The sequence below is a fragment of the Oceanobacillus zhaokaii genome (assembly GCF_003352005.1).
Taxonomy (GTDB): domain Bacteria; phylum Bacillota; class Bacilli; order Bacillales; family Amphibacillaceae; genus Oceanobacillus; species Oceanobacillus zhaokaii.
The window spans coordinates 2,059,203-2,077,617 of record NZ_CP024848.1 but is presented as its reverse complement, the minus strand read 5'-3'; the positions used below and the strand labels follow the sequence as shown (position 1 = coordinate 2,077,617).

17 protein-coding genes and 1 other RNA gene are annotated in these 18,415 nt (G+C 35.9%); 15 read left to right on the top strand and 3 right to left on the bottom strand.

Features of this window, described 5'->3' with window-relative positions:
- The first annotated feature begins 29 nt into the window (after positions 1-29).
- The 9 genes from dapB (at position 30) to nth (ending at position 10,953) form a co-directional block, all read left to right on the top strand.
- Positions 30-824: a 4-hydroxy-tetrahydrodipicolinate reductase gene (gene dapB / locus CUC15_RS10570; RefSeq protein WP_278309169.1), complete on the top strand. Its 795-nt coding sequence runs from the start codon at positions 30-32 to the stop codon at positions 822-824.
- 14 nt (positions 825-838) lie between these two features.
- On the top strand, positions 839-1,963 hold the full coding sequence (bshA, locus tag CUC15_RS10565) for an N-acetyl-alpha-D-glucosaminyl L-malate synthase BshA (protein WP_114916620.1): 1,125 nt from the start codon (positions 839-841) through the stop codon (positions 1,961-1,963).
- A complete protein-coding gene (locus CUC15_RS10560; RefSeq protein WP_242985830.1) occupies positions 1,960-3,186 on the top strand; it encodes a CCA tRNA nucleotidyltransferase in 1,227 nt (408 codons plus the stop codon). Before bshA ends, CUC15_RS10560 begins: the two co-directional genes overlap by 4 nt.
- Positions 3,162-4,145 carry a biotin--[acetyl-CoA-carboxylase] ligase gene (locus CUC15_RS10555; protein ID WP_114916619.1) on the top strand — a complete coding sequence of 328 codons (984 nt, stop codon included), beginning with the start codon at positions 3,162-3,164 and terminating at the stop codon, positions 4,143-4,145. The genes CUC15_RS10560 and CUC15_RS10555 overlap by 25 nt, the downstream gene beginning before the upstream one ends.
- A gap of 92 nt (positions 4,146-4,237) precedes the next feature.
- Positions 4,238-7,045 (top strand): ATP-dependent DNA helicase DinG, encoded by a 2,808-nt coding sequence (gene dinG, locus CUC15_RS10550; RefSeq protein ID WP_242985828.1) that lies wholly within the window; start codon positions 4,238-4,240, stop codon positions 7,043-7,045.
- Between the two features lie 415 nt (positions 7,046-7,460).
- Complete coding sequence (locus tag CUC15_RS10545) at positions 7,461-7,994, top strand: cell wall elongation regulator TseB-like domain-containing protein (RefSeq protein WP_114916618.1); 534 nt, start codon at positions 7,461-7,463, stop codon at positions 7,992-7,994.
- A gap of 195 nt (positions 7,995-8,189) precedes the next feature.
- Positions 8,190-9,482: an asparagine--tRNA ligase gene (gene asnS / locus CUC15_RS10540; protein WP_114916617.1), complete on the top strand. Its 1,293-nt coding sequence runs from the start codon at positions 8,190-8,192 to the stop codon at positions 9,480-9,482.
- Positions 9,483-9,620: 138 nt separating this feature from the next.
- Positions 9,621-10,298 carry a DnaD domain-containing protein gene (locus CUC15_RS10535; protein ID WP_114916616.1) on the top strand — a complete coding sequence of 226 codons (678 nt, stop codon included), beginning with the start codon at positions 9,621-9,623 and terminating at the stop codon, positions 10,296-10,298.
- 4 nt (positions 10,299-10,302) lie between these two features.
- Entirely contained in the window at positions 10,303-10,953 is a 651-nt protein-coding gene (nth, locus tag CUC15_RS10530; protein ID WP_114916615.1) for an endonuclease III, read from the top strand.
- Positions 10,954-11,036: 83 nt separating this feature from the next.
- Here nth and CUC15_RS10525 read toward each other — a convergent pair whose 3' ends face one another.
- The 3 genes from CUC15_RS10525 to CUC15_RS20265 form a co-directional block, all read right to left on the bottom strand.
- Entirely contained in the window at positions 11,037-13,853 is a 2,817-nt protein-coding gene (locus CUC15_RS10525; protein WP_114916614.1) for a transglycosylase domain-containing protein, read from the bottom strand.
- Positions 13,854-13,871: 18 nt separating this feature from the next.
- A complete protein-coding gene (gene recU, locus CUC15_RS10520) occupies positions 13,872-14,462 on the bottom strand; it encodes a Holliday junction resolvase RecU (RefSeq protein WP_114916613.1) in 591 nt (196 codons plus the stop codon).
- A gap of 344 nt (positions 14,463-14,806) precedes the next feature.
- A complete protein-coding gene (locus CUC15_RS20265; protein WP_205317598.1) occupies positions 14,807-14,911 on the bottom strand; it encodes a spore protein in 105 nt (34 codons plus the stop codon).
- Between the two features lie 158 nt (positions 14,912-15,069).
- On the opposite strand from CUC15_RS20265, the gene CUC15_RS10515 reads away from it, so the two are divergent.
- From CUC15_RS10515 to CUC15_RS10490, 6 genes are all read left to right on the top strand, one after another.
- A complete protein-coding gene (locus CUC15_RS10515) occupies positions 15,070-15,282 on the top strand; it encodes a hypothetical protein (RefSeq protein ID WP_114916612.1) in 213 nt (70 codons plus the stop codon).
- 75 nt (positions 15,283-15,357) lie between these two features.
- On the top strand, positions 15,358-15,705 hold the full coding sequence (locus CUC15_RS10510) for a DUF1798 family protein (RefSeq protein ID WP_114916611.1): 348 nt from the start codon (positions 15,358-15,360) through the stop codon (positions 15,703-15,705).
- Between the two features lie 79 nt (positions 15,706-15,784).
- On the top strand, positions 15,785-16,180 hold the full coding sequence (locus CUC15_RS10505; RefSeq protein ID WP_423241339.1) for a cytidine deaminase: 396 nt from the start codon (positions 15,785-15,787) through the stop codon (positions 16,178-16,180).
- Positions 16,181-16,337: 157 nt separating this feature from the next.
- Complete coding sequence (gpsB, locus tag CUC15_RS10500) at positions 16,338-16,652, top strand: cell division regulator GpsB (RefSeq protein ID WP_114916609.1); 315 nt, start codon at positions 16,338-16,340, stop codon at positions 16,650-16,652.
- Positions 16,653-16,722: 70 nt separating this feature from the next.
- Positions 16,723-17,100: RNase P RNA component class B (rnpB, locus tag CUC15_RS10495), an RNA gene on the top strand.
- 134 nt (positions 17,101-17,234) lie between these two features.
- Complete coding sequence (locus CUC15_RS10490; protein WP_114916608.1) at positions 17,235-18,362, top strand: THUMP domain-containing class I SAM-dependent RNA methyltransferase; 1,128 nt, start codon at positions 17,235-17,237, stop codon at positions 18,360-18,362.
- Positions 18,363-18,415: the final 53 nt, after the last annotated feature.

The window sequence follows — 18,415 nt, the reverse complement described above, 5'->3', positions numbered from 1 at the left end:
GAGATAAGTTAGTTTGGGAGGAAATTATCATGACAATAAACATTATAGTAGCTGGCCCTCGTGGTAAAATGGGTTCAGAAGCAATTAACATGATTGAAAAGGAAGACGCATTTCGGTTAGTTGCATGTATTGATAGAAAAAATGGTGGAAAAACATTACAGGATATTGAAAGTCTGCCCGCATTAAATATTCCAATATTCGATGATGTTGAAGCTTGTTTCGAGAAAATAGAAGCAGATATATTGATTGATTTAACAGTACCAGAAGTGGGATATGTACATACATTAGCAGCTATTAAGCATAATATCCGTCCTGTAGTCGGCACTTCCGGCTTTACATCTGAGCAAATCAGTGAGTTAACTGCTTTAGCTGAAGAGAAGAAGCTTGGTGCGATTATTGCTCCAAATTTTGCGATTGGGGCTGTTCTGATGATGAAATTTTCGCAAATGGCTGCAAAATACTTCCCTGACATTGAAATCATTGAAAAGCATCATGATAATAAATTAGATGCACCATCAGGGACGGCAATAAAAACAGCAGAACTTATAAGAGAATCTAGAAATAGAAAACAGCAAGGACATCCTGACGAAAAAGAAACAATTAATGGAGCAAGAGGGGCAGAATTCGACGGAATGAGAATCCATAGTGTTCGTCTTCCAGGACTTGTAGCCCATCAAGAGGTTATCTTTGGTAGTGACGGTCAACTCTTAACAATCAAACATGATTCATTTAACCGTGGTTCCTTTATGGAAGGGATCAAATTTTCCGTTGAAAAGGTGATGGAGCTAGATAAATTAGTATATGGATTAGAAAATATTTTATAGAATCGAGATGACACATATTGAAAATAGGCATTACCTGTTATCCAACTGTTGGTGGCTCAGGTGTCATCGCTACAGAACTTGGAAAGCTATTGGCTGAAGCAGGCCATGAAATACATTTTATATCTTCAAGTATTCCATTTCGTTTGGATAATTTCCATCCGAGAATCTTTTATCATGAAGTAGAAATCAATCACTATCCTGTTTTTCAATATCCGCCATATGATCTAGCACTTACCTCGAAAATGGTAGAGATAATCGATCAAGAGAAACTCGATATTCTCCATGTTCACTATGCGATGCCACATGCAATCTGCGCGATTCTTGCAAGGGATATCGCAAGCCATAAAGTGAAAATCGTAACAACACTGCATGGTACTGACATTACGGTGCTTGGTATTGATACAACATTTAGGAAAACGATTAAGTATGCCATCGAACAATCCGATGCTGTAACAGCGGTTTCCAGAAGTTTAGTTGACCAAACTATGGAAATGCTGCAAGTGAATAAAGAAATCGAGGTTATCTATAACTTTGTAAATGAAAGCGAATATGTGAAAGAGGAACAGCTAGCACTGAAACAACAATATGGAATCAAACAAGATGAAAAGGTTTTGATCCACATTTCAAATTTCCGGAAAGTGAAGCGGGTACAGGACGTTATTTATACGTTTAACCTTGTTCGAGACAAGGTTAAGAGTAAGCTGCTTTTAGTTGGCGATGGTCCGGAATATTCAAGCATGGTGAAATTGGTGGAAGAATTGCAATTAGTTGATGATGTCCTATTTTTAGGGAAGCAGAATAATATTAGCAAATTATTATCAGTTTCAGATATCCTGCTATTATTATCGGAAAAAGAAAGCTTCGGACTTGTCTTACTAGAGGCGAATTCTTGTGAAGTCCCGTGTATCGCAACAAATGTTGGTGGAATTCCCGAAGTTATAAAACACGAAGAAACTGGGTATCTTGTAGATTTAGGAGATATTGAACAATCCGCTGCATATTGTATCGATTTATTAACTGATGAAGCAAAACTAACCCGTATTTCTGAAAATGCGTACTTGCATGCTAGAAATACCTTTCATTCTGCTTCAATAGTAAAACAATATTTAAGTGTCTATGATAAGGTGTTAAGTCAATGAATAACAGAATGATTGGTGATTCTATGTTTACACAACCTTTTTTAGCTGCAAAACCAATTCTCGAACATATTGAAAAGCATCATCATCAAGCATATTTTGTTGGTGGGTGTGTTCGTGATTTTTTATTACAACGTCCAATTGGGGATATTGATATTACAACTTCAGCAACACCCGAACAAATTCAGGAGATTTTTCCTAAGGTAATTCCAGTTGGGATAGAGCATGGTACGGTTGTTGTCAGGCATGAACATCAATCGTATGAAGTGACGACATTTCGTGTAGATGGCGATTATATCGATAAACGGCACCCCGATTCTGTGACCTTTATTGATAATATTGATAAGGATTTAGAACGTCGTGATTTTACAATCAATGCGCTGGCAATGAATATTAAAGGAGAAATCCTTGATTTATTCGATGGGAAGAGCGATCTTAAAGCAAAAATTATTCGTACAGTAGGAAATGGAGTAGAGCGTTTTTCGGAAGATTCATTGCGAATTATTCGTGCATTGAGATTCGCTAGCCAATTGGGCTTTACAATTGATGATGAAACTTTTAACGCGATGATGCATGTAAAACAAGAAATTGAAGGCCTTGCTATGGAACGAATAACCAATGAGTTTACGAAATTATTTTCTGGTGCATTTGTAGATCTTGGCATCCATTATCTACAGAAGCTAGAAATCCATCAATATTTACCTATATTTCATGAACATCCAGAACTTATGTACAATCTACCTGAATCACTCCAACCATCTAAATCCTTTGGTGAAGTAATTGCATTGCTACACATATTGAAACGTGAAGTATCTGTGTTAACATGGGTAAGTGCGTGGAAATGCTCTAATAAAATAAAACTGGAAGCAATCCAATTAGTTGAAGCTTATTCTTATTATATAGAACAAGGGATTGACGCTTTACTAGCTTATCGTCTTAAAAAAGAATACTATGAAGGATTTATTCGTTTAATGAATAGCTTGCATCCAAATTCAATACAATTGCAGGAATTAATCGGATTAGAAGAGCAGCTTCCCATTAGGTCTAGCAGAGATTTAAGTATTAATGGCAATGATTTAATAGCATTATTTCCAAATATAAAAGGTGGTCCATGGTTAAAACTGTTGCTAACAACCATTGAAAAGGAAGTTATCTTCGGTCGATTACAAAATACAGAACATGATATAAAGGAGTGGATAAAATGGAATCCACCCGAAATAAATTAATCCAGCTACTTGCAGCTAACTCGGAACAATATATTTCTGGTCAATTATTATCGGATCAATTGAAAATTTCTAGGAGCGCTATATGGAAACATATGAAGGAGCTTGAGAAGGATGGTTACCAAATTGAAGGGAAATCAAACAAAGGCTATCGAATTATTAGCTATCCAGATAAACTAAGTGAAAACACCGTACGCTGGGGTCTGGAAACCGACTGGATTGGCAAGAACATTATTCATAAAGAATCGACAACTTCAACCCAGCATATTGCACATGATGAAGCTCGTAATGGCGCAGCGCATGGAACAATCATCATAGCTGATGAGCAAACAAAAGGAAAGGGAAGAATGAATCGTTCTTGGTTTTCAACAAAGGGAAAGGGAATGTGGCTTAGTATCATTCTAAGACCAGAAATCGCTCCACAACAAGCCCCACAGTTGACCTTATTAACAGCTACGGTACTAGCTGATGTTTTACAATCTTATTGTAATGTAAAACCATTAATTAAATGGCCAAATGACATTTTACTTAATAATAAGAAAACAGCTGGGATTTTAACAGAGATGCAAGCAGAACAAGATATTATTAATTATATTGTTATTGGAATAGGACTTAATGTTAATCAATCAACATTAGAACTTTCAGAAGAAATACGACATAAGGCTACTTCATTATACATTGAAACAGAAAAGGAAAATTCAATTAATGCATTGATTCAAGAAATATTAATGACATTTGAGAAGTCCTATGATCAATATATCAAGAATGGCTTTCCCGATATTAAACAGAAATGGGAAAGCTATGGATTTAAAATTGGAGAAGAAATAACAATAAAGACAATAAAGGATCACTTTCATGCAACATTTTTAGGAATCGAAGAAGATGGGGCATTACGTATCAAGCGAACTGATGGATCAATCCAAAGATTGTATTCGGCTGAAATAGATTGGTTTGATAAGTAGGCCTATCATTAGTGTTAATTTGACGATGAAAAAAATGATGCTATTATGGATTGATGATTAAGTTACTAAGAAATGTGTAAGAAAGCAAGGTGATGCTTGTGCAAAGATATGTAGTGATTGATTTAGAAACGACAGGTCATTCTCCTGCAAAGGATGATAAGATCATTGATGTGGGAATTGTCGTTATCGAAAATAGTCAAATAACGGAAACGAAAACAACTCTATTTAACCCAAACCAACCGATTCCACCATTTATTACAAATCTGACCGGGATAGCTGATGAGGATGTTAAAGATGCCCCATTCTTTCATGAAAAAGCAGATGATATTATTTCTATTTTTCAGGGTAGCTATTTAATCGCTCATAACGTACCTTTCGATTTAGGTTTTTTAAATGCGGAACTAATAAATCATAACAAACAAATTTTACGTAACCCTGTAATCGATACAGTTGAACTATCCCGGATATTATTTCCAAAAGCACCTGGATATAAATTAGGCCAATTAGCTGAGTATCTCAAGATAGAACATGATGATCCACACCGGGCATTGTCGGATGCTTATGTTACAGCAAAGCTATTTCTAAAACTGGAAGAGAAAATCAATACATTGCCATATGAGACCGTTAGCCATTTATTGACATTAGAGAAAATGTTGAAATCGGATTTATATGAGCTATTAACCACTAGACAGCAACAGTTAGCATTTTCAACTTTTAAAAATGAACAGATTGTGTCCTTTAACGGGATTGCATTTAAGGAAGTTGAGGATACTAACGCAGCTGTAGATGGGAATTTACCTTCGTTTGGTGACTATTTAGATGATATATATGAGGAAGCAGGTTCAATTAAGCGATATATGAAAAATTATGAACCTCGTCCTGGTCAGCGGCAAATGTCAGAAACAATTTTTGACTCCTTTCAAACGAGGAGTCATGCACTAATAGAGGCAGAGACGGGTACAGGGAAGTCACTCGCATATTTAGTTCCGACAATATATGAGGCAGTGAAAACAGGTAAACGAATCGTTATTAGTACTTATACTACCCAACTTCAAACCCAATTATTAGACGAGGAAATACCATTAATTCAGAAATTAATTGGTTTTCCTTTTAAAGCTGCCTTGTTAAAAGGGAAAAATCATTATATAAGTCTAGAGAAATTTGCACATGAATTAAATACGAATCAACATGAGAACTATGATATCACGTTGACAAAAGCAATGATTCTTATTTGGCTAACAGAAACTGAAACGGGCGATATAGATGAGCTACATCTAACGTCAAGCGGCTACTTATTTTATAAGCGAATATCAACTGATGCAGAAGGAATGATTGATGCTTATTCTCCGTGGTTTGCAAAATCCTATTATCAGAAGGCAAAGAAAAAGGCACAGCAAGCAGATATTATCATTACGAATCATGCATTACTTTGTACAGATATGTTTAATGATTATCAGTTTTTACCTAGCTATAATCGTGTAGTGATTGATGAAGCACATCACATTGAAGATACAGCTTCACACCACTATGGATTAAAGCTGGATAATATTAACATGCAATATGCATTAAATCACATTGGGATTAGTGAAGAAGCGAAGCTATTTGGTAAATTTTTAGCCAAATATTCCTTCGATAAAAAAGAAGTTCCATTAGAGAGATGGGACTCCATTCTCAATGATACTAAATATGAAATTGACGTATTATTTCAATCGTTGTATCAATATGTCATTTCAAAACAAAAAAATGATAAGTCTTTAAGTGATATAGGCAGGATCCAGTATCGGTTTGATTCCAAAAAAGAAGAATCAAAAAAATGGAATGTAATTAAAGAAATGGTAACTCGACTTACATTTTTTATTCGAGACTTAATTCATATACTCGCTATTGTCGAACAGCATTTTGATCAAAATACACCGTTAGATAAACATGATAAAGATGATTTACATGGCATTATAAAATTACTTCAAACATTTATTGATCATTTAGAGCAACTATTTTTACTTGAAGATAGTGTTCCACAAGTAAAATGGATTGAAATTGACACAAAGAGCACAAAAAACGCCGTTTATTTGTATTGTGAACCAACCGACGTATCTCAATTATTAGCAGCAGATTTCTTTGAAAAAAAGGACAGTGTAATTTTAACAAGTGCAACATTAACGATGAATGATTCATTTACTTTTATTCAGAACCGTTTAGGTTTAGCGGATGATCGTTTAGTGACAAAGAAATTCAGCTCTCCATTTACATATCGCGATCAAGTTCAATTGTTGATACCAAACGACTTCCCCGATATTAAATATGGAAATACCGACGATTTTATTTATGCGACCTGTGAAGCAATTTTATCCCTAGCGGAGATAACAGATGGAAGAATGCTCGTATTATTCACCTCCTATGACATGCTTAGGAAGTCTTATTACTTATTAAAAGAAATCATTGATACAGATAAGTATGTTTTAATTGGACAGGGTATTTCCAGTGGCAGCCGTGCGAGGTTGAAGAAAAACTTCCAAACCTTTGATCAAGCAATTCTATTAGGAACGAGCTCATTCTGGGAAGGTGTTGATATTCCAGGAGATGATCTATCTTGTCTCATGATTGTTCGATTGCCGTTTCAACCACCAGCACATCCAGTTTACGAAGCGAAATCAAATTATTTAAAAGAACAGGGCAAGAATGCCTTTATGGAGCTATCCTTACCAAATGCAGTTATTCGATTCAAGCAAGGATTTGGCAGATTAATTCGTTCAACAAGTGATCGAGGCATTGTATTTGTCTGTGATGCTAGGATTAAGAAAGCACGCTACGGAAAAAACTTCTTGAATTCCATACCAGACGTCCCAATTACCTACGACTCAACCCAAACTCTAATGAGTAAGGCAGAGGAATGGTTCTAGAGAAGTCTCATTTATTATCTTTTGCTTTTTAAACTACGAACTTGGAGTTAGTTCACAGTTTATGTCAACCGTTAATCATCCATTGTTTGAAAAAAACAAAATTCGAAAAAGACTACTGATGTCAATAAGTATCCATCAGTAGCTAAGGTAAAGTGGTATGGGCTAAAGATTTTTGTTGAATGTTATAAAAATAAAGCAAAATAGACAAAAAAATTGTATACTATTATGGTGCTTCATCTTAATAATATCAACTTGCTCTTATTGTTAGCAATAGTGCATCATCCTATGATTAGTAAAATTTGATAAAACAAGAAGTTTTTTAATAAAAGAGAGAATGTAACCAGCATTTACGCTATAATAGCGGTATTCACCAGAGAGTTTCACAATTTTAATCAAAAATAGGATGGAGAGAATAATGAACAACGGATATTCACAATCACCGAAGCGTAATTGGCTAATAAAGGGTTTAATTACCATACTTGTTATAGCTGTAGCTTGTTTAATTTACGCCTTATTTTTGTATAATAATTTATATGAGAGTAAAGTTGAGGGATTTGCTGAAACGAAAAAACAAATTTTAGCACAGACGGCAATAACTGAAGTTGATAAAATAGAACGTTACAATGGTGACAGTCCTTACCATGTAGTGTATGGTAAAAATAAGGAAAATGAAGAGAAAATCATCTTCTACCCTTTAAATGGTAAGGAGAAAAACCTGACTACAGTCGATCAAGCCGATATTATATTAGAACAGCAAATTTTAAATGCCTGGAAAAACCAATGTAATCATTGTGAACTAGTACATATTTCACCAGCGCTCATGGATCAAGAACCATTATGGGAAATTGCTTATTATGAAGATAACAAGTCAAGATATGTATTGGACTATTTATCGATGGATGATGCAAGTCGCAAAGAACAACTTCATTTTTCCAAGCTTATAAAATAACGAATTAAAGTTAATCTAAGAACAGCTTGAATTTAATGGAACTTATAGCATTCCTAATCAATTGATGTATAATATACAAGAACTCAGAAGGTTTAAGAAAACAAATTTATCGAATCAGCTATTAATAAAAGTTCAAGCACCTATATAGACGATTCAACTCTAATCAATAATTTTAGTTTTACGGAGGTATTATTTATGAAAACAACTATTTCACAAGTAGCAAATCATCTTGAGCAAACCGTTACAATCGGAGCATGGCTAAGCAACAAGCGTTCAAGTGGAAAAATAGCATTTCTTCAGTTGCGTGATGGTACAGGGTTTATGCAGGGAGTTGTTGTGAAAAGCGATGTATCGGAAGAGATATTTCAAATTGCAAAAGGATTAACACAGGAAACATCTATTTACGTGACAGGGAAAATTGTTGAAGATACAAGATCAAAATTTGGCTATGAGATGCAAGTATCCGGTATCGAGGTTATACATGAGTCACATGATTATCCAATCACTCCAAAGGAGCATGGGATTGAGTTCTTGATGGATCATCGCCATTTATGGTTACGTTCTAAAAAACAGCATGCAGTGATGAAAATTCGAAATGAAATCATTCGCGCTACTTATAATTTCTTCAATGAAAATGGCTATGTAAAAATTGATCCACCAATACTTACTGGATCTTCAGCGGAAGGTACAACAGAGTTATTCCATACGAAGTATTTCGAAGAGGAAGCATATTTATCTCAAAGTGGCCAATTATACATGGAAGCTGCTGCAATGGCATTTGGAAAGGTTTTTTCTTTCGGTCCAACATTCCGCGCTGAGAAATCGAAAACACGTCGTCATTTAATTGAGTTTTGGATGATTGAGCCAGAAATGGCATTTGTTACGCATGAAGAGAGTTTAGAAATTCAAGAAAACTATGTTAGCTATGTTGTGAAATCTGTTCTTGATAACTGTCAGCTGGAATTAGATATTTTAGAACGTGATTTATCTAAATTAGAAAATATTACTGCTCCATTTCCGAGAATCTCTTATGATGATGCAATCACATTGCTAAAGGAGAAAGGATTTACAGACATCGAATGGGGAGAAGACTTTGGAGCACCTCATGAAACAGCAATTGCTGAAGACTTTGACAAGCCTGTATTTATTACGAACTACCCAGCAGAAATCAAAGCATTCTACATGAAGCCTGTTCCTGATAGACCTGAGGTTGTATTATGTGCCGATTTAATTGCACCTGAAGGTTATGGTGAAATCATTGGCGGTTCACAACGTATTGATGATTTAGAGTTAATGAAAGAACGTTATGAACAACATGGATTAACTGGCCCTGAATATAAGTGGTATCAAGAGCTAAGAAAGTATGGCAGTGTACCACATTCAGGATTTGGTCTAGGACTAGAACGGACGGTGGCATGGATATCTGGTGTTGATCATGTCCGCGAAACAATCCCATTCCCTAGATTATTAAATCGTCTATATCCGTGATTTATTAAAGAATAAGGATTTTCGGTGTTTAATCTATAGAATCCGTTACAAGATATGCAGATAAAAATCCCTTGTTAAGTATTCGCAAGGGATTTTATTTTTGTGTACATGCTATACTGATATTGAGGTGCAAAATATATGTCAAATTCAATACCATTTCAAAAAATATTATTAAATCAATTACCAATCCCCATTAAACTTCTAACAAGCTATCATTCCCTTGGTTTAGATGAAAGGGAGGTTATGGTGATCATCCACTTATTGCGTTATCTTCAAGAAAACAATGATTTTCCAACGCCATTTGAGCTTGCAGAACAGATGACAATATCTGAAAAGGATTGTGCAAACATTCTTCGGAAGCTAATTCAAAATGATTTTCTTGCAATTGAACAACAAATGAATGAGGAGCAACAATTAAGTGAATCATATTTACTTGATCCTCTTTGGGAGAAGCTATATTCTCCAGTCCCTGTTCAAGAAGAAAAAACAGTTGGGACGATTTTTATTTTATTCGAGCAGGAATTTGGCAGACCGTTATCTCCTTTCGAAATTGAAACAATTAATGCATGGTTAGATGAAGATAAAATCGCACCAGCATTAATAAAAGCTGGCTTACGTGAATCGGTATTAATGGGCAAACTAAACTTCAAATATATTGACCGAATTCTTAGGGAATGGAAGAAAAAAGGGATACATTCAGTTGAGCAAGCCCGTGATGCTAGCAAAGGCTTCCACAACAAACAAGTAATAAAACAAGATAACCAACAAAAGAGGGATACCTCCTTTTATTATAACTGGCTAGAAGGGGAAGAATAGAAACATGTTGAATAAAAAGCAAATCAGATATTGTCTAGATGCTATGGCAGAAATGTTTCCAGATGCAAAGGGTGAATTAATTCATTCCAATCCATTCGAACTGGTCATTGCCGTCTTATTATCTGCTCAATGTACAGATAAGCTTGTTAATAAAGTAACTGCTGGTTTATTTCTTAAATACAAAGAACCAGAGGATTATTTAGCAGTACCTTTAGAAGAATTACAGCAAGATATTCGATCAATTGGCCTATACAGAACAAAAGCAAAAAACATCCAGAAGCTCTGTCAATCATTAATTGATGATTTTGCTGGAGAGGTACCAAGAACTATAAAAGAATTAATGACGCTTGCCGGTGTTGGAAGAAAAACAGCAAACGTCGTTGCTTCCATTGCTTTTGATGAGCCAGCAATAGCTGTAGATACCCATGTAGAACGGGTTTCAAAAAGGCTTGGGATCTGCAGATGGAAGGATTCCGTAATAGAGGTAGAAGAAACATTAATGCGTAAAATACCTCGTGAAGAGTGGAGCGTAACACACCATAGAATGATCTTCTTTGGCAGATACCACTGCAAAGCCAGAAATCCAAATTGTCTTGAATGTCCATTACTCGAGCTTTGCAGAGAAGGAAAGAAACGGGTGAAGAATGTTCAATAATGAATTGATAAGTAATAAGAGAAAAGGTAACCTCCATTGCGAAGGTTACCTTTTCTCTTTGTTTAAGAAGCAAGCTTTCTATATCACTCTGTATTATTTTCTGTGTCTGTTTCTGAATCTTGCTGATTTTCAGGATTGGAATCTGTTTCTGTATCTTGATCCTGTTCTGGATTAGGCTCAGGATCTGGCTCAGGCTCAGGCTCAGGCTCAGGATCTGGCTCTGGCTCTGGCTCTGATTCTGGCTCCGACTCTGGTTCGTTGCCAGAATCAGGTTCAGGTTCAGTATTATCCTCCTCGGTATTAGGAATAGTTAAAGATGTGCTCTCTGTAACACCTCTAATTCCTTCATTCGCGCCATTTTTACCAATTGGAGTTACCGTAATTGTATAATTTTGTCCTGGTGAACCTCCGCTTATTTCAATCCCTTTCGAATCCACTGTTTGTACTTGCCCATTTACAGAGACTTCATAAGCAGCCGGGGGACCATTATAATCCCAGGAAACATCAATGATTGAGCTTTCCTCAATATAATCTGCAGATAAACCAGATACCCCTGGAAGTTCTTCTTCTTCCTCGTCACCCGGTGTCTTCACTGATGTTGTTGCAGGTTTACTAGTGCTTGATCCGTCATTTACAATGACCTCAATTACATACTCTGCATTAGGCTCAACTTCCGATATTTCGATTGACTTTTCTTCTGTTGACGATAGGTTTTGTTTTTCACCACCGTTAACTGTTGCACTAACATCAAATGTCACATCATTTTCTGAATCATATTGCCAATCAACTCGGATTGCATTTGCTTCCTCATCATAGGTTGCTTTTAATCCTGTGACAGGGTCAAGTTCATCGTATTTCTTCGACCTATTGGTTGGCTCGGTGCCTTTGACAAACAACTCCGTTACAATTTGTGATGACGGAGTATATTCACTTGGTAATGTAGCAGGGTTAGAGCCTTTTTCAACTGCAACCTCTACAACAGAGTCAGGCTTGGCGAAATCGGCTGTATCAAGTCCTTGTGAAATAGTTTCCATCGTATTTTTGAATAGGGCATGTGGGATTTCTGTAGTTGGCATAACATCCCGTTTTCCTTCTTCATCTGTATAGCCACCTGTCCATACAGCCATCGTATAGTTTGTCGTGTACCCAGCAAGCCAAGAATCTGGACTTCCAGGTTTATCCTTTAAATTCGTTGTTCCTGTTTTACCAGCGATAGGTAAACCTGGAACGTTCGCTTTATAACCAACACCTTCTGTTATGGATGTTTTCAGCATATCCGTAATCATGTATGCTGTGTAATCAGACATCACGGCCTCTGGTTCTGGTACGAGATCAACGACTCGTCCATCAGGAAATTCTACCTTCGTAACAGCATAAGGTTCATTATAAATTCCTTCATTACCAAATGCACGGTATGCACCTGCTAATTGCAGAGGTGTTATCTCCGTTTTAGCTCCACCAATCGCATCGGTTAATTGAACTTGATCATCAGCAAAATTAATCCCCAAACCTTCAGCAAAGGTTTTCGCATTTTCTCTGCCAACTTCTTCAAATACCTTAACCGCAGGCACATTTAGAGATTGACTTAACGCATGTCTAGCTGTTATCCAACCTGAATATTGACGATTCCAGTTGTTGATGACTTGACCATCTGTTCCTGCAATTTCATATGGCTTATCATCATTTATTAGATGATAAGTTGACATTTTATCGTATTCAATTGCTGGACCATAATCAAGAATTGGTTTAATTGTAGAACCAGGTTGAAAATCAGCTTCGGTAGCATAGTTTGTTCCCCAATTTCCATCATTATTCCTACTACCGCCTATTGCTTTAATTGCACCATTTTTCGTATCGAGAATGACCATACCAGCTTGCATTTCATCATCTGGATATGGAATCGGGTTTTGGTCACTATCCGTTAGTAAAAATTCAACATGATCCTGTATGCTTGGATCTAATGTCGTGTGAATCTTTAATCCATCAGAGAATATATCTGCGCCATCTACTTTTTCTTTTACTTCTTTTTCTACTTGTTGAATAAATGCTTCGTATGGTGTTGAGTCTGGTTGTGTTTCAACGAGCAGGGAAGGTATATCAACCGCTCTTGCTTCATCCGCTTGTGCTTGTGTAACTTTTCCATGTCTTACCATCAGCGTTAATACGGTATCCATTCTTTCTTTAGTTAAATCAGGATTTTGGAATGGATTATATGCTGTTGGCCTTTGCGGTAACCCAGCTAGGATTGCAGCTTGAGGTAATGTCAGCTCTTGTAAATCGGTAACACCAAAGTAGGTTTCTGCTGCTTTGGCAACACCGTATGAGTTTGCACCATAGAATATTTTATTCAAATACATTTCTAAAATTTCTTCTTTGGAGTATTGACGTTCTAGTTTTAATGCTAGCCATTGTTCCTGCACTTTCAGCTTTAATTCTTTCTCAGGGGTTAAAAATGATTTTTCCACTACTTGTTGTGTAATGGTACTCGCACCCTCAGAGCCAAAGCCATTCTTAAAATTGGCAAGGATTGCACCACCGATTCGACGTAAATCAATACCGGCATGTTCAAAGAATCTCGCATCTTCGGTTGCAGTTACGGCGTCAATTAGCACCTGCGGCAAATCTTCATAATCAACTTTTATACGATTTTCTGCACCGAGCACCGCAAATTCATCGCCATTTTGATCTAAAAAGGATGATGAAAACGGGTCAGATAATTGTTCTGCGTCTATATCTGGCGCAGTTACAATCCAGTAGGTGAATAATCCTCCAATACCAATTCCAATTGCTAAAATAATTATAAAGCCGAATAATAGAATTCTCTTCCATAATGGTTTTTTTCTGTTTTTTTTCTTCTTTTGTTTTCTTCTTGCTGTGCGAGTTTGGCTATTATCTGCCATAGCTCTACACCTCCATCTCTAAAAATAAAGCTTATCAATAACTGATAAATAATCAACCCTTGCTTGATACTGCAGGGGGATATGAAACCCATCCAGTTTAATTTTTTCATAAGGGATTGATTTCCTTCCGCCGTGTAATTTATCGTACCAATAGGGAAAAAGTTTCTCTGCTTGCATGTAATAAGTCTCTTCATGTGCAGCAAAGCGGATAAGTAGGAAGCAAATACCTTCATGCTCAACAATTGATTTCATATGATTGATTTGATGTTCATGAATATTTGCCAATGGAAAGATCGTTTTATTCTTTGTTTCCTTTGCTTCAAAATCGACATATTTCCCACGGTATAAGCCATTATAATCTGTTGTTGATGCTTGTTTAAAGTAGGCTTCCGTAATAACAGCTGCACTTCGTCTTGGATAATGCACGTTTACAATTTGGACTGGTGTTGGTTTCTTATGGATGACGGCACGATCAATATCCAAGTAAAACTGATTTGTAGTATTTATATCATCCTCTAGTGACATCCCTCGATTACTGAATGATTTCTTCGATTGCCAGGATGTTGCCTGTTTTGATATGATTTTCTTTTGTCCATTCGGATAATTCATCTCTCTTCCTCCTAGCATACATATCATATCAAAAATACGATTCCTTACATTATACATTATATAGCAAAGTGAAGAAAATCACATATTTGAACAATGAGTGACAGTTAAATTTGAAAAAATATGATATGTAAATTATGAGATCTATTGCTTTTCTAGGTAGTGGGTTAGTATTAAATAATGAAATTAGAAGGATGCTCAAGTCCACTATGGACAGTCACTATATGCATTAGCACTGGGATGAAGATCATCGAAATATAAGTCCAATATACTAAAAAGGATATAAAAATGGATTTGCTAATTACTAGCAAATCCATTTTTAACATGGGTAATTAAAATACATTGATTTAAGTTGAAGGACGATTTGGACCATTTAGTTTTTTATCGCCAATAATTCCTGAATTAGATTTGTTTCTATCTTGTTTCTTTGTTTGATTCTTCTTCTGTTTCAATTTTATAACCTCCTTTTTACTATTATTATGTCTTATTTTAAAAAAATCATAAGTACCTACACTAGTTTTGTATATATTGTTCTAGTTTTGTCGAACGTGAAGGAGTATTAATATTTTTACCGAAATACTATTTAACTAAATTGAATGAGGTGGGACTTATGTTTGCAGTAAAAGAATTAGATTCCTTCGTCAATGGGGTTAATAAAGAAGATGTTGAGTTATCGGTAGAAAGATTATTGGATCAGCTAAGAAGGATCGATCAGAAGTTAAGAATGAAGGTAGAAAATGAAATTAAGAGCAATTTTCATAAACAGCAGCAGGAAGTCTTAGCAACCGAAGCTATTTTAATTCAATTAATTAATAACAGATAACATACGCATTCCTATTATTATATGGTAAAGTAGAAGAAAAGAATGATTTTTAGATAGAAGAAGGCGGAATACATCATGGAATTATTAAAGCAAACAGAAACTCTAAGGGAACATCTTGATTATTTACGTGGTCAATTCGAACATGCTACTCCACCAGAAAATGTGAAGGATCGAAGTTTTTTTGAAAAAGTTAAAGAAGAGACAACGCCGATCTATGATCTGATAGCAAACTGGGAAGAGAATGCATTACAAAAGGTTAAAGAGCAGAAGGTCACAGTCCATCCACAACAAATAACTTCTACTAAGGAAAATATGGAGTTACTTCTCATGCACAGCTATTATAAAGATGCAAGAAGGAAACGCTATATGGAACTATATAATTCAGTAATCTATATTTATGATCAAATAATTAGAGAATTATAAACCTCACATCTCTTTACAATTGTTCATTCATTTCTTATAATTTATAGCGACGCAATAGACTGAAGGGAATAAATTGACTATGAATAAGCTAATTGACGAAGCAATCAATGCAAGAAAGAATGCCTATGTACCCTATTCAAAATTCCGGGTTGGTGCTGCACTATTAACTAAGTCCGGCAAGGTTTATACAGGCTGTAACATTGAGAATGCTGCATACTCTCTAGCATGTTGTGCAGAACGTGTTACGATTTTTAAAGCTATATCTGATGGCGAAACAGAATTTGCCGAAATGGCTGTTGCTGCAGATACAAAACGCCCTGTGCCACCTTGTGGGGCATGCAGGCAAGTAATGAGTGAATTTTTTGACAGCAAAATGAACATTTACTTAACAAATATTAATAAAGTAACGAAGACATTTACAATGGAAGAATTATTACCATTTTCATTTGATACCAATGATTTGCTAGGTGAATAAATTGTAATTTCTAATAAGCTTACGTTGGAGACTGATTTTCAGTTTCCTTTTTTAATGGTATAATAAAAGAGATAAAATGGTTATATATAAAAGATTCAATAATAGACTTAATTAAATAATGGATGAATTTGGAAAAGTGAATATGATGAGGTGAGAGATGATGAGTAAACGTGCACAATTAAATGGGAAGGCAATTCTTGAAAAAGATTTTAAAACGACCATGCGTGGCTATAGTCAAGAAGAAGTGGATGAATTCCTAGATATCATCATTCAAGATTATGATGCATTCAATCAGGAAATAGTAAGATTACAGCAAGAAATTGAAAAACTTAAAAAGACCACGCCAGACCTGCAACAGACACGAACTAGAGCTACCCAACAAAATACACAGGTTAATTATGATGTATTGAAACGCTTGTCAAATCTAGAAAAAGAAGTGTTTGGCAAGAAGTTTATTGAGGCAGACGAATAGTCCAATTAGCATTTCGATTGAAGTATTGAAATGAAACAATAAACATGGTATAATTACTTAGTGTTATTAAATACTCAGGTAATCGCTGCAGTTGATGCAGAGGAAAGTCCATGCTCACACAAGCTGAGATGTTTGTAGTGTTCGTGCTTGATGAATTCATAAGTCAAGGTAACCAATACGGTTAACGGCAGGAAATATTCCTAAGTCCAATCGGATATGGAATATTATACTTGAAAGTGCCACAGTGACGGAGCTGAAATGGAAACATTTCAGGTGGAACGAGGTAAACCCCACGAGTGAGCAACCCAAATAATGGTAGGGGCATCCTTTAGTAGGGAATTCAACCGAAAGAGGGACAAGGAACTCCTTGTAGATAGATGATTACAACCTAAAGTACGAGGCTTGACCACCGTTAACAGTACGTAGGTACAGAACATGGCTTATCGAGTATTTAATTGGTCTCCCAAAAATTTATAAATCAAACCTTTTTTATAGCAGCTGCTATGAAAAAGGTTTTTTTATTTTTCGTCGAATGTGATAAACTAGGACTACACTAATTCTAGTAACGAGAGGAATTCATATATGAAAAATATAACACTTATTGCAACAGCCGCTATGGGTCTAGAATCTGTAGTTGCACAAGAAGTAAAACAGCTTGGATATGAAGTAACAGTAGAAAATGGCAAAGTAATCTTTGAAGCACCAGTTTCAGCTATTCCGCGCTGTAATCTATGGTTACGTACAGCAGACAGAGTAAAGGTTCTTGTTGGGAAATTTACTGCAACGACATTCGACGAGCTATTCGAATCTACAAAGGCTCTTCCATGGGAAGAATTTATAGCAGAGGATGGACAATTTCCTGTTTCTGGAAAATCAATTAAATCACAATTGCACAGTGTTCCTGATTGCCAAAAAATCGTTAAGAAATCAATTGCTGAAAGACTTAAACTTAAATATGGCATGGTTTCCAAAATGCCAGAAACAGGAGCATTGTACAAAATAGAAGTTGCATTATTAAAGGATGAAGTTACCCTGACACTAGATACGTCAGGTACAGGGCTTCATAAAAGAGGCTATCGAGTAGGCCAGGGTGATGCACCTTTAAAAGAAACGATGGCGGCTGCACTCGTTTTACTTACAAATTGGAAGGCTGAATATACATTTATTGACCCTTTCTGTGGATCAGGTACGATTCCGATAGAAGCTGCATTAATTGGACAAAACATTGCTCCAGGATTTAATCGCGACTTTGCCTCAGAAAATTGGACTTTTATCCGTAATAAACATTGGCAAAAAGCATTTGAAGAAGCAGAAGACCTTGCGAATTACGATCAAAAATTGGAAATTATCGGCTCTGACATCGACCATAATTTGATTAAGGTTGCGAGTGATAACGCTATAGAGGCTGGATTAGGCGATTTAATTACATGGAAGCAAATGCAGGTCAAGGATTTATTTATCCGCAATGATAATGGTTATATTGTCACAAACCCTCCTTATGGGGAGCGCCTGAGTGATAAAGAAGCTGTTGCAGCACTATATAAAGACTTCGGTGATGTTATGAAGAATCATCCAACTTGGAGTATTTATGTAATCACTGCGTTCGCTGCTTTCGAGAAACAATTCGGTATGGAAGCAACGAAGAAACGTAAATTATTTAATGGCTTTATTGAAACAAACTATTATCAATACTTTGGAGAACGTTCTTAATCGCTTTAAACATTGAAGGGGTGGGGCTGAAAAACTTAATCAGCCCCAGTTTA